Raw genomic sequence first — 12,907 nt, 5'->3', positions numbered from 1 at the left:
TCGCCGACCAGCGCCGCGGACACGGCGGCGAGCGCGGCGTCCACCGCGGCGGCGATGGCGGGCTCCGGCATCGCGCCGAACCACACCCGCCATAGCGCGCTGGCGAAATCGATGCCGCCTATCAGTTCGTTCAGATTGCTGCCGCGCACCCACAGGCCCTCGTTGGGCTCGATGGTGGCGCCGTCGATGTCCGTCCCGCGGTACAGCGTGCGGGGGCCGCCGAACAGCGATTGCGGCGCGGCCTCAGACGGCGGCGTGGCGACGGTCTGCGTCATGGCGGTCCTCCTGGGCGAGTTCGTCTACGGCGACGGCGACGGCCGCCGCCGGCAGGTCGGCGATGATCCGGCCGTGCAGGTGCACGGTCGGCAGGATGTTGGCGAAGAAATAGCGGGCGGTTTTCAGCTTGCCGCGGTAGAAGGCGGCTTCGGACGGCGGCAGCTCCCTCTCCAGCGCGCGCGTGGCGAGATGGGCGCCTTCCAGCAGCGTCCAGCCGGAGACGGTGTAGCCCAGCATTTCCAGGAACCGGGTGTAAAACTGGCTACTCTCCTGCATGCGGCCGTCGTGCACGGCTTCGCCTATTCGCTCCAGCGACGCCTCCGCGGCGGCCATCGCCTCGTCCAGCCGCCGCGATAGCGGCGCCAGTTCGGCGGACGCGTCGGCGTTTTCCAGGAAGGCATCCAGCTCCTCGCGCAAATACTTGATCAGGCGCGAGTTGCGGCCGAAGCCCAGCTTGTCGCGCACCAGATCCTGCGCCTGGATGTAGTTGGTGCCTTCCCAGATCGACAGGATTTTCACGTCGCGCGCGTTCTGCTCCACCGGATAGGCGTCGGTGTAGCCGATGCCGCCGTGCGTCTGTATCGCCAGCTCGCAGATTTTCCACGCTTGGTCGGAGACGAAGGCCTTGCACACCGGTGTCAGCAGCTGCACCAGCTTGCGCTGTTTCTCCACCTTCATCTCGTCCGGCGCGGCCTCGGCCTCCAGCGCGAAGGCCTCGGTGGAGGCCGCGGTGAGCTTGCCCAACAGGCCGCGGCAGCCTTCGACGCGGGCTTTCATTTCCAGCAGCATCCGCTGCACGTCGCCATGCTCGGCGATGGGCAGGCTGGGCGCGCCGCTGTCCGAGGTGCGTTCGATCGCGCGGCCCTGCAAGCGCTTGGCGGCGAACTCCACCGAATGCAGATAGGCGGACGAGGCCAGGCCCAGGCCGATGACCGCGGTGCTGATGCGCGCCTGGTTCATCAGCGGGATCAGTTGCAGCAGGCCGGCGTTCTTGCGGCCGCCCAAGAGCGCGCCGCGGGTGACGCCCTTGCGGCCGAAGACCAGCCGGGTATTGGCGCAGCCCTTCAGGCCCATCTTCACCGGCAGTTCGGCGCACTCGACGAAGTTTTCCTCCAGCTCGCCGGTTTCCGGATTCGGCCAGAAGCGCGGCACCAGCAGGCAGGACAACGAATAGGAGCTGCCGCCAGCGTTGCCCAGGCGGCCGAGCACGAAGTAGACGGTGTTGTCGGTCAGGCTGTGCATGCCGGCCGAGATGAACACCTTCTCGCCGGTCACCGCGTAGACGCCGTCCTGTTCCAGCGGCTCGGCCAGCGTTTTCACCGCGGTCAGGTCGCTGCCGGCCTGGGCCTCGGTGGCGCAGAAGCAGGCATCCCATTCGTGGCGCTGCAGCTTGTCCAGATAAACAGCCTTCTGTTCCGGCGTGCCGTGCAGGCGGAACAATTTGATCGCCGGCAGGTTGAAGCCGCCGTAGGTCATGAAGGCCGGATTGGCGCCCATGAACATTTCCTGTATCGCCTGGCGGACGATGGGCGGCAGCGCCGGGCGGTGGACGTCGCCGCCATTGCCCAGCACTGGCACCCATTCCTGCTTGTAGCGCTGCCATAGCGGGTGGAACTCGCGCGGGATCTCCACCTCGCCATTGTCCAGCAGCCGGCATTCCTGGCGGTCGGACGCCTGGTAGGCGCGGCCCAGATCCAGGGCGAAGGCGCGCGCCTTCTCCAGCAGGAGGTCGTAGTGGTCGCGGTCCTTGTCGTTGAACGGCGGCCGCGACAGGAAGCGGCGCGCGGACTGGTTCTGCTCCCACAGGAAGAAGCGCAGTTCGCGCAGGCTGACTTTGTAAGCGGACATATCGTTTCCCTTGTTGGCGTTCAGGCCGCGGCGGAGATTCTGGCGACGACGGCGCCGGCGACGCCGCACAGCGCGGCGTCCCACAGCAGGGCGGTGGCCTGTTGTCCCGGTTGCAGTGAGGCGCGCAGTTCCATCAGCGCCAGCAGCGGATCGGCGTTGGACAGGTGGCCGCCGGCGCGCGAGGCGCGGCGTTCCGGCGCGATGCCCAACTCGTCGCCGACGCGTGCGGCGAAGGCTGCGCCGAAGCCGGCCGGCAGCATGCGGTCGATGTCGGACGGGCGGATGCGGGCCTTGTCCAGCGCGGCGCGTGCCGCGGCCAGCGCCTGAGGCAGCAGCAGGTCGGCCAGCCGGTCCGGCGCATGTGCCCATGGATTGGCGATGGCCTCGCCGTAGTGGACCGCGTGGGCCTCGATCGCGCCCCAGCCGCCATCGCCGCTATCCAGCAGCATCGCCGCCGCGCCGTCGCCATAAGCCACCAGATCGCCCCAGGCGCGGAAGAAGGGGTACAGCCATTTATCGGTGGCCACCAGCAGCACGCGGCCGCCCAGCCGGACCAGCGAATCGATCAGCGGCAGCGCGTTGTAGGCGCCGGCGGTGCCGGACTGGCCGACCGCGAACGGCAGCGCCTCGTCCAGGCCCAGCGCGTGCTGGACGCGGCCGGCCACCGATTCGTTGATGCGCTGGTTCAGCGAGGCGCTGGCGACGACGATGTGGCTGACCGCGGCCAGCTCCTCTGCGGCGACTTGCTCGCGCAGCGCGGCCACGGCCTGCAGCGCCAGGTCGGCGTGGCTGAGCTTGGCCTCGGCCACCGGCAGCGCGGTGGGGGAGCCGGGCATCAGCCGCAGGCTTTCTTCCTCGTCCAGCCGGCCTTTGCCGCGCGGCAGCGCGTTGGCGGCGGACGGGAACAGCAGGTGGCCATAGCCGAAGTTGCGTTCGGCGGCCTGCACGCCGTGGAAGTCGGAGCGCTCCGGCACGGCGGAGGCGATGGCGCGGATTCTGAGCATGGCGTTACCCGTTGATGGTGGAGGAGGAGGCGAACAGGCCGACGAAGCACTGCTTCAGCGCTTTGCGGTCTATCTTGCCGTTCGGATTGCGCGGCAGCGGTTCAGCGTGCAGGGCCAAGTGCTGCGGCACCATATAACCGGGCAGCCGCTCGCGGCACAGCCGGACCAGCTCGGCTTCGGCCACGCCGTCCGCAGCGTGCAGGCCGACGACGATGGCCTCGCCCAGCATCGGATGGGGCACGCCGAAGGCGGCTGCTTCATGGACGCCGGGCAGGGCGAACAGGATTTCCTCCACCTCGGTGGGGCTGACGCGGTAGCCCGAGGTCTTGATCATGTCGTCGCCGCGGGCGACGAAGTACAGATAGCCTTCGTCGTCGCGGTAGACGATGTCGCCGGACCAGACGGCGACGTCGCCTCGCGGAATCTGGCCGTGCGGGCCTTGCCACGGCCGGAAGCGGTGGGCGGTCAGCTCGGGATCGTTCCAGTAGCCCAGCGTGACGAAGGCGCCGCGGTGGACCAGTTCGCCCGCTTCGCCCGGCGCGCATTCGCCGCCGTCGGGCCGCAGCACGCGGATGTCGGCGTTGGGGACGGCCTTGCCGATGGAGCCGGGGCGGCCGGCGGCGTCTTCCGGCTGCAGATAGGTGGAGCGGAAGGCTTCGGTCAGGCCGTACATCAGATAAGGCCTGGCCTGGGGGAAGGCCTGCCGCAGCTTGTCCAGCAACGGGCCTGGCATATGGCCGCCGGTATTGGCGAAGCGGCGCACGCGCGCGCCGGTTTCGGCCGGCCAGTCGGCGGCCATCAGCTGCATCCACAACGGCGGAACGCCAGTGATCGAGGTGACGCCGTGGCGCTCGCAGAAGGCGGGCACTTCGTTGGGTTGCAGGAAGTCCAGCGGCGCGTAGCAGGCGGCGCTGGCCAAGGCGGTGGTTAGTTGGCTGAGGCCGGCGTCGAAGCTCAGCGGCAGGATGCCGAGCACCACGTCGTCCTCGGCCAGGCCCAGGTAAGCCGATACGCTGTCGGCGCCGGACACCAGGTTGCGCTGCGACAGCACCACGCCCTTGGGGCGGCCGGTGGAACCCGAGGTGTAGAGGATGGCGGCCGGGTCGTTGTCCACCACCGCCGGCTCCGGCGTGTCGAGAACGGCCTCGGGCAGCGCTTCCAGCCGCCACGCGTCGAGCGTCAGCCCGTCCAGCGCCTCCTTGAGCCGCTGCAGCCGCGGGCCGCTGCTGAGCAGCAGGCGCGCGCCGCTGTCTTGCAGGATGTGGCGGACCTGGGCCGGCTTCAGCTGCGGATTGATCGGCACCAGGATGGCGCCGCGCGCGTTGACGGCCAGCATCATCGCCACGGTGTCGTATTGTTTGCCGGCGTACACCGCCACCCGGTCGCCGGGCTGGATGTCGGCGGCGGCCAGCCGCGCGGCGTGGCCGCGGACGTCGGCCAGCAGCCGGGCGTAGTCGGCGCGGACCTCGCCTTGGGCGAAAGCCGGGTGTTCGCCATGGCGCTCGGCGCTCAGTTGCAGCAGATGGTAGAGGCTGACGCGGGCGCGGTTCATTCGCTTGCTCCGGACTGATGGATGTAGGCCCCGGCGGCGCCCAGCGACAGGAAGCCGCTGACGCTGTAGCTGGGGTGGTAGGCGCCGCATTGCTCGAAGATCACCAAATCGCCGACGGCCGGCGCGGCGATGGCATCCGGCTGCCAGCCGATGACGTCGGCGCGGCTGCAGGTGCTGCCGACGTACTGCACCGGGGCGACGGCCGCGCCGTCGGCGGTCGGCTGGCGGCGCAGCAGCCTGGGCCGCGCGTACTTCTTGATCGCGGATTCGGTGCGGGCCAGCAGGAAGTTGTGGCTGAGGCCGCCGTCGCAGACGGCCACGGTGCGGCCGCCCAGCGTTTTCACCGCGCGGACTCGGGTGGCGAACAGGCCGGCGCCGGCGAAGATGCCGCGGCCCGATTCGTGGACCAGCCGGAAGCGGCGGCGCAGCGGGGCCAGCCGCTCGCGGTAGGCGGCGAAGGCGGCCTCGTCGTCGTGGAAGCGCTCGACGAAGCCGCCGCCGCAGTTGAGGAATTCGATCGGCGCGCCGGTGGCGCCGGCCGCGTCGGCGGCGAAGGCGGCCAGCGCATGGGCGAGGTCGGCCGAGTCGCCGCCGCTGTCGTCCACGCGGAACTGGTGCGAGCCGGCGAAGCTGTGCAGGCCGATGACGGGCATATCGGCGCGGCTCAGCGCCGCAGCGGCCAGCAGCGCTTCTTGCGGGCTCATGCCGAAATGGTCGGCCGCTTCGCGGCGGCGGCCCGGCATCAGCTCGGCCGCGTTCAGCCGCAACACGGTCTGCGGCGCCGGCTGCTTGCCCATCAGGCCGGCCAGCCGTTCGGCCTGGCCCAGGCTGTCGATGATGAAGACGCAGCGCGAGGCCAGCGCGGCGCGCATGAAGGTCTCGTCCATCGAGGGATTGTTGACGTATTTGGTTGCGGCTATCCGGCCGACGGCGAGGTCCAGCTCGCCCAGGCTGGCCAGCTCGACGCCATCGACGAAGCCATGGCCGCAGCGTATCAGCAGCTCCAGATTGGAATTGGCCTTCAGCGACACGATCAGTCCGGTGTCCAGCAGCTCGCGCAGCCTGCGGTAGCGCGCCAGCACGATGGACGGGTCGAACACGTAGCCGGGCGTCTTGACGTCCCACAACCATTGGATGGCTTGGTCGTCTGCCGGCAGCGGGATGGAGAGGACGTCAGTTTGCGTCATGGCTGGCCACCGGATGCAGGGTGAGGGCGGAGAAGGCGCCGCTGTTGGATTGGGTGACGCTGAGCAGATGGCGGCCGGCGTCCACTTCGGCCAGGCCGATGTCGGCCAGATTCACCGCCAGGTCCGAGCAGCAGGCGTGGCCCTTCAGCAGGATGTTGTCGGCGCGCAGGATGTCCAGCGGGATGTCCATCGCCTTGCAGATGGAGATCCAGCCTTTATGGTCGGAGTTGTGCGGCAGCAGGCAGCCGTAGTCTTTCAGCGCCACGCCGCTGTCGGCTACCGCCTGCTGCATCACCTTGCGGGTGTAGTGCCATTCCAGGTTGATCATGTCGCGCTCCACCGCGGCGTTGGTGTCCGAACCCTGGTGCCACTTGCCGTAGTTGCGCAGCGCCAGCGCGCCGATGCGGTTGCGGCGGCAGTCGCGGCTGAGCAGCAGGCAGGCGGCGCCGTCGCTCTGGATGCCGGACATCTGGCGCAGGCGGAAGCGTTCGCCGTAGACGCGGTCGACCGACACGATGATGGCGTGGCGCAGCTCGGCGTAGCTGGCCATCAGCGCGCCGGCCAGCTGGATCGCCGCGGCGTTGGACGAGCAGTTCAGCTGATTGACTGAGCCGGTCCACAGTGGGCGGATGCCGAAGCGCGAGACCAGCTCCAGCGGCAGGCTGCGCGGCGCGGCCGGCACGCTGAACAGCTGGGTGTGCACATGGATCACCGCGCCGACGTCGGCTGGCTTGAGGCCGGTTTCGTCGAACAGCCGCGCCATCGCGCGTTCGGCCAGCTCGACTTCGCCGATGTCGGGCGCGGCGTGAAAGTGGCGGCAGCCGGAGCGGATGATGGCCTGGACGCGGGCATCCGGCCAATTGTGCTGGCCGGCGCAGGCTTCGATATCCTGCAGCTCGCCGGGAAAATGGTAGGCGGCGGCCGCGATGCCCATCTGGACCGGTATGCTGGCGATGCTTGTCATGCGTTATCCTCCTCAGGCCGGCAGCGGCATGGCGGCGTAGTCCATCACCTGCAGCTGCTCGAACACTCGCTGCACCCGCGGACTGAGCAGGCCCATCTCGCGTATGGTGGGCACCAGGCGGCGGAAGATGGAGCGGCGCATCGAACTGGTGACCGGCGAGTTCCGCACCAGGTGTCCGCATTCCTTCTTCGACAGGCCCATCGGCTCCCAGATGTCGTCGGCGCACAGGTGTTCGTGCAGGGTGTGGGCGCCTTCGGCGACGAATTCCTCGCGCTCTTTGCGCTCGGTGTCAGTCATCTCCTTGTAGACGCGGCACAGCGTGATGCGGCCGATAGCGAAGTGGCGGGCCTCGTCGCGCTGGATGCGGGTGACCAGGTCGCGGATGAACGGGTCCTGGGTGTAGGCGACGATGCTCTGGAACAGCGACAGCGCGATGCCTTCCACCAGCACCTGCATGCCGAGATTGGTGATGTCCAGATGGCTGCTGGTGATGGTGTCGCCCAGCAGGCTCTTCAGCGACTGGCTCATCGGATAGCTGATCGGCAGCTTGTCGTTGACCAGGCGGCCGAAAGCCTCGATGTGGCGGGCTTCGTCCATGATCTGGCCGGCAGCGCACAGCCGCGCCGACAGGCTTTCCTCGGCCACTGCCAGCTTGGACGCGCAGATCAGCGCCGCCTGTTCGCCGTGCAGCACCTGGGACAGGGTCCAGCCTTGCGAATGGTGGCGCACTTCGGCCCGGCCCTTGGCGTCCAGCTTGTTCCAGACATCGCTGCCGTAGATCAGCAGCGTGCCGTCCGGCATGCCCAGCGGGTTGTCGGCGCTCAGCTCGCTGCTCCAGTCGAGATCGGTGTTGACGTCCCACTGGTTGGCCTTGGCTTTCTGGTAAATGGCGTTCAGGCTGTCGTCGCCGAAGTCGTAGTTTTCGGACATGAATGCGTCCAGCGCGAAGTTCCATTTATACGGCTGGGCGGCATCCGTCCGCGTCTCTAGCGTCGCTTGCATATCGATTCCTCTATCGCGTGGCGTCGGCGGCAGGGCCGCCGTCGGTCAGATCCAGAAAGCGGGGCGCCAGCGCGTCCAGCGCCGGCAGCAGCAGGGCGGCCGGATCGGGCTGGCCTGCGTTCCAGAAAGCCAGGCGCAGCGTGTTGTCGCCGGCGTCCCACAGGTCGCGTCGTACGCGCTCGGCGGCGATCCAGGCCACCGGCGCCGGGTCTAGGCCGGCGCGCAGCGCGGCTTCCCGTTGCAAGCCGGCGCCCACCGTCACCCGCGCGTCCAGCAGCGAGGCCGGCAGCGCCAAGTCCATCGCCGGCAGCCGCAGCTGCACGAACAGCCGGCAGCGCTCGCCCAGTCCAGACCACGCTTGCCGGACCAGGCGGTCCAGCAGCGCGTAGTACTGGCGGTGATTGACCAGCACCGGCGCCGGGTTGGCGCGCGCGTAGGCGTGGCGGCGCGTGTAATCCGGCGTTTCCAGCAGCGGCAGATTGACGCTGGCGCAAGGCGCGGCGCGGCCGTGGTCGGGGTTGCGCGTCAGGCGCAGCGCCAGGGTTTGCTGCGGTGTCATGCGGCCTCCAGCGAGTGGCGCAGGTCCGGCGCGAAGGCCAGTTCGGCGATGGAGAAATAGCCGTTCAGCGCCAGCGAGGCCAGCACGCAACGCCCGCCGGCGTAATCTTCCCCAGCCTCCATTTCCGCCAGCAGCGATAGCCACGGGTCGCTGCCGAAGGCATGGCCGAAGCGAGGGTAGTGGTCGGGGTGGGCGGCGGCGGCGTTGAAGCTCTTGAATAGCGCATGGCGGGTGGCTTCGGGGAAGAAGGGCAGCGCCAACGGGATGCCGGGACGGGGCTCGGTGAAGCGGCCCAGCGCGCGGCCCATCATCGTCAGCGCGTGGGCCTGCGGCGCGGAGCCTAGCAGCAGCGCGCCGTCCCCACCGTCGGGATGGATGTCCAGCAGCAGCGTGGCGATGCCGAAGCCGGAGCGGCCCCAGCGGCCGGTGCCTCGCCAGAAGGCGAAATTGTGGATGTCGACGTCGACGATCTGCAGCAGCAGCCGGCGCGGGCCGGTCAGCCTGGCCTTGTCCCGGACATGGCGCAGGATGTAGCCCCAGCCGGTGCATTCGTAGCCATTGGTGATCCAGTCGGGCTCGCGGCCGCAGGCGTCGGCGATGCCGCGGCGGAAGCGCGCCGCTTCAGGGGTGTCGTCGGCCAGGTATTGCGACAGCACGGTCGAGGTGACGACATAGTCGTCGACGCGGACGCCCGCCGCATGGCGGTCGGCCTCGACGCCCGCGCGTCGGCCAAGCTCGGCGGCCGCTTCGGCCAGGGGCGCCGACGCCGAGACGAACGGCGTTTCCGTCTGGCGGTAGGCGACGACGTCGACCCGGAATGCGGGCGGCGTTTGCGGTTCGGTCATGGCGGTCCCCGGCCTAAGCGTGGCGATCAGACGGTTTGCTGCTGCAACTGGGCGTCCAACTGCTCCAGCGTGGTGAATTGGGTGATGTTCAGCTGTTCCGGGTCGATCGAGCCGTACAGCTGCTCGCAGAACACGATCAGCTCGACGACGTTCAGCGAGTCGATGCCCAGCTCGCCGAGGCCGATGTGGGTGTCCACGGTTTCCACGTTCAGTATCTTGGCGGTTTCCTTGCGCAGCATTTCCAGGGTGTTGACGGTTTCGGACATGGTGTTTCTCCTAGTTGAGGGGGGATCAGGCGTTTTGCGCGCGCGCGGCGGCGCGCAGCTCGTGGTAGCAGCGGTAGGAACTGCCTTCCATCTTGGTGAAGGCCAGCAGGTCGCGCTGGTCGGCGAAGCGTTCGACGGCGCCGTTGGATGCCAGATGCAGCAGCAGTTCATTGGAGGCGAACTTCAGCGCCAGCACCTTGTGCACGTCCTCGGCGGCGTAGGTGCCGGTCTGGGTCTTGGACCGGGCGGCGGCGGCGATGAAGTCGCGCGCCGCGCGCTCGTCCTCGCCCAGCCGCAGCCGTCCCTGGCCATGCAGCCATTCGACGTGGGCCATCAGCGCGCGAACCAGGAAGGGCCGCACCGTGGTCAGATATTTGTTCAGCGCCGCCGGGCCGCCGGCCTTCAGCTTGTCGGCGGCGGCTACCGTCACTTCGCCGCGCACATTGCCCAGCTGCACCACATCGTCGAGGAAGCTGTCGCCGCAGAGGCTGCGCTGCAGCGTCGCGTACTGTTCCGGCCAGACCAGAAAGGCGGACGGAAAGAAGCTGCCCGGCGTGCGGGCGGCGACGATGGCCATGCCGTCCAGATTGGCGTACATGCCCCAGACCTTGTCTATGCGCAGCTTGAAGCCGTCGCCATCCGGTTGGGCTACCGTGCGCCAGCTGCCCAGCGTCGGGCCGCCGGCGTCGCTCATCAGGAAGCGCAGATTGTTGCCGCTGTCTATGCAGGCGCAGGCGCGGTCGTATTGGTCCGGCGTCAGGAACAGCGAAAACAGGATGCGGGCGAAAGTGCGCATGAACGGCTTGTAGTGCGGCGCCAGGCCATCGCGGCGTATCTGCTCCAGTATGCTTTCGCTGAGCGCGTGCTCGCGGTGCTCCAGCGGCACCGGCGCGTGCGCGCTGGCTTCCGGCGCGGCGAATGGCTGCGCCGTCTGCCGGATCAGCATGTCTGAATCCAGCAGACGGGCCGAGGCGCGTGCCACGATGGCGGCAAGGCCGGCTGGCGCTTCGCCGTAGCTGCGCAGCCGCTGCAGCACGGGCTGGGCGGCCAGTTCCGGCAAGCTGGTGGCCTGAGTGGCGGGCGCGGTGGCGCCGTCCGCCAGCGGAGTGGTGGTGTGCATGGGGCTTCCGTTTGATTGTGAGGGTAGGGCGCGGGGGCCGCCGTCAGGCCGTCGTCGCGGTTTCCTGATCCACGTCGTGCAAGGCCTGTTCGATGTAGAGGCCACGGCATTTCAGCCTTTGCAGCTTGCCGCTGGTGGTGCGCGGCAAGCTGCCGTTGGCGACGAAGACGATGGCGTGGGCGCCAAAGCCGAAGCGCTCGCGCAGCATGGCTTGCAGTTCGGCCCGCAGCGCGGTTTGCTGGTCTTCGCGATCGAACTCGATCATCGCGATCAGGTTCTCGGTGCCCTGGGTTTCGTCGTAGACGCCGGTAGCGGCGATGGCGTTGCCGCCTGCCAGCAGCGGATGGGCGGCCAGCGCGTCTTCTATTTCGTGGGGAAAATAGTTGCTGCCGCGGATGATGATGATTTCCTTCTGCCGGCCGAGCACGAACAGCTGGCCGTCGGCGAGATAGCCCAGGTCGCCGGTGGCGAACCATTCGCCCGGCCGGTAGGGCTCGTTCTGCCCTTCCGCGGGAAGATAGCCGGACATCAGCGAACTGCCGCGCAGCTGGATCTCGCCGATCTTGCGGGCCGCGGCCTCGGCGCCGTTGGCGTCGACCACGCGCAGCGACATGCCGGGAATCGGCTTGCCCATCGCCAGCACCGTTTCCGCGGCGCGCGTCCGCGCGTCGGCTGGGCGAGCGACGGTGTCGGCGACGAGGGCGTCGGAATCGATCCGGTCGGGAATCAAATAGGCAAACGACTGGCGGTCGTAACCGGTGGTGGCATCGTGCATGGTGGCGGCCAGCGTGGTTTCCGCCATGCCGTAGCACGGCTGCAGCGCGGAACGGGATAGCCCGTGCGCTTCGAACACCCGGGAAAACTCCCGCAGGCAGGCCAGGTCGACCCGCTCGGCGCCGATGAAGATGTTGCGCAGGCAGGAGAGATCGACGTCCTGCATGGACGCGGCGCGGTAGCGGCGCACGCAGTATTGCAGGCCGAAGGTGGGCGTGGCCGTGGTGGTGGCGCCGAAGGAGGCGATGCGCTTGAGCCAGCCTAGCGGATTGCGGATGAAGCCGGACGGCTGCATCAGCAGCAGCGGCGCCTGGTAGTAAAGATTGGACAGCAGCGTGACCAGGCCCATGTCGTGGTAGAGCGGCAACCAGCTGGCGGAGGCGTCGCCGCGCGCCGGATCATAGCCGACGATGCCGCCGATGCCGCGCACATTGTCGATGACGTTGCGGTGGCTCAGCACCACGGCTTTGGGACGGCCGGTGGAGCCGGAGGTCAGTTGCACGTGGTGGGCGTCGTTCGGGCTGGCGCGGAAAGGCTGGATTGAACCGGCGGCCTCGGCTGCCAGCTCCACCTCCATGGTGGAGAGCACGCGCACCGGCAGTCCGGCGAGTTGCTGCCGCAGGATGTCGGCCTGAGGCGGCGCCGCGATCAGCAGGCGCGGCGAGAAGAGCCGGCAGGCGAGATGGATCTGGTTGCGCGAAGAGTCGGCTTGTGTCCGACCCGGCAGCGGCGCGGTACAGGGCAGGGCGCCCAGCAGCGCGCAGCCAGTTTGCAGCAGCAGGTGGTCGATGGAGGCGGGCAGCGGCAGGATGACGAGATCGTTGCGCGACGCGCCCAATTCGCGCAGGGCCGCGGCGACGCCCAGCGCGCGCCGAGCCAGATCGGCATGGGAGATTCGTTTTTCTTCGCCATTTTCCTCAAATATGGCGATGTGTCGCTCTACGCCCGACTGGGAATGTTCCAGCGAAGATAGAATGGCGTCCGTCATTGATGCGTGGGTCTGCAATTTCCGAATCTCCTGCAGTTCTACTAAACGTTATTCTGGCATTGCATCATGCGGATAAGGGTTTGATTTTATTTTTTATGAAATTACCATTTTATTTTTTCGAAAATAATACGACCACGTTGCTTTGGTGTGACCTGTTATCTAGGACAGGTTTTTTAGTATATTTCTGGGTTTATTTTTCGAAAGTTTTTAATGGGAAAACGAGAGGCTACATTTCTCGTTGGCTAAATTCATACCGGATTTTTAGCTGAAATAAGCCAAAAATTGGCTGAAAAATTTACTCTCTATTGGATTTGTGATTGAAAGATATGGTTTGGAAGCTGAGGGGCGTGATTTGATGCGTGATGTTGGAGGAGGAATGATCTCTTCGATAGTTAGGCGCGGAGTGTTATGTAATTATTGGTAATGTTATCTAGGCTAATTGGAAGTGTTAGTTTTGTTCTAAGGATCGATACTTTTCAGACGCAGGGGAAATAGAAGTGCAGTGAAATATTAATGGCATTG

12 protein-coding genes are annotated in these 12,907 nt (G+C 67.4%); all 12 read right to left on the bottom strand.

Features of this window, described 5'->3' with window-relative positions:
- Window positions 1-275: hypothetical protein (locus LQR33_RS11015; RefSeq protein ID WP_231468929.1), on the bottom strand; the 275-nt coding region annotated here is incomplete at its 3' end.
- Window positions 244-2,124 (bottom strand): acyl-CoA dehydrogenase, encoded by a 1,881-nt coding sequence (locus LQR33_RS11010; protein WP_231468927.1) that lies wholly within the window; start codon window positions 2,122-2,124, stop codon window positions 244-246. The genes LQR33_RS11010 and LQR33_RS11015, both read right to left, overlap by 32 nt.
- A gap of 20 nt (window positions 2,125-2,144) precedes the next feature.
- Window positions 2,145-3,128: a hypothetical protein gene (locus tag LQR33_RS11005; RefSeq protein WP_231468925.1), complete on the bottom strand. Its 984-nt coding sequence runs from the start codon at window positions 3,126-3,128 to the stop codon at window positions 2,145-2,147.
- Window positions 3,129-3,132: 4 nt separating this feature from the next.
- Window positions 3,133-4,680 carry an acyl-CoA ligase (AMP-forming), exosortase A system-associated gene (locus tag LQR33_RS11000; RefSeq protein ID WP_231468923.1) on the bottom strand — a complete coding sequence of 516 codons (1,548 nt, stop codon included), beginning with the start codon at window positions 4,678-4,680 and terminating at the stop codon, window positions 3,133-3,135.
- A complete protein-coding gene (locus tag LQR33_RS10995; RefSeq protein WP_231468921.1) occupies window positions 4,677-5,867 on the bottom strand; it encodes a type III PLP-dependent enzyme domain-containing protein in 1,191 nt (396 codons plus the stop codon). Before LQR33_RS10995 ends, LQR33_RS11000 begins: the two co-directional genes overlap by 4 nt.
- A complete protein-coding gene (locus LQR33_RS10990) occupies window positions 5,854-6,831 on the bottom strand; it encodes a beta-ketoacyl-[acyl-carrier-protein] synthase family protein (protein WP_231468919.1) in 978 nt (325 codons plus the stop codon). The genes LQR33_RS10995 and LQR33_RS10990 overlap by 14 nt, the downstream gene beginning before the upstream one ends.
- Before the next feature lie 12 nt (window positions 6,832-6,843).
- Window positions 6,844-7,833, bottom strand: coding sequence for a ferritin-like domain-containing protein (locus LQR33_RS10985; protein ID WP_231468916.1), 990 nt, complete (start codon window positions 7,831-7,833; stop codon window positions 6,844-6,846).
- 10 nt (window positions 7,834-7,843) lie between these two features.
- A complete protein-coding gene (locus LQR33_RS10980) occupies window positions 7,844-8,392 on the bottom strand; it encodes a hypothetical protein (protein ID WP_231468915.1) in 549 nt (182 codons plus the stop codon).
- Window positions 8,389-9,237: a hypothetical protein gene (locus LQR33_RS10975; RefSeq protein ID WP_231468913.1), complete on the bottom strand. Its 849-nt coding sequence runs from the start codon at window positions 9,235-9,237 to the stop codon at window positions 8,389-8,391. Before LQR33_RS10975 ends, LQR33_RS10980 begins: the two co-directional genes overlap by 4 nt.
- A 26-nt stretch (window positions 9,238-9,263) precedes the next feature.
- Window positions 9,264-9,503, bottom strand: a complete 240-nt coding sequence (locus LQR33_RS10970; RefSeq protein ID WP_231468911.1) for an acyl carrier protein — start codon at window positions 9,501-9,503, stop codon at window positions 9,264-9,266.
- Between the two features lie 25 nt (window positions 9,504-9,528).
- A complete protein-coding gene (locus LQR33_RS10965) occupies window positions 9,529-10,623 on the bottom strand; it encodes a hypothetical protein (RefSeq protein WP_231468909.1) in 1,095 nt (364 codons plus the stop codon).
- Between the two features lie 43 nt (window positions 10,624-10,666).
- On the bottom strand, window positions 10,667-12,403 hold the full coding sequence (locus LQR33_RS10960) for an AMP-binding protein (RefSeq protein ID WP_231468907.1): 1,737 nt from the start codon (window positions 12,401-12,403) through the stop codon (window positions 10,667-10,669).
- Window positions 12,404-12,907: the final 504 nt, after the last annotated feature.

The organism is Chromobacterium piscinae (assembly GCF_021129175.1).
Taxonomy (GTDB): domain Bacteria; phylum Pseudomonadota; class Gammaproteobacteria; order Burkholderiales; family Chromobacteriaceae; genus Chromobacterium; species Chromobacterium piscinae.
This window is presented reverse-complemented; position numbering and strand designations above follow the sequence as displayed.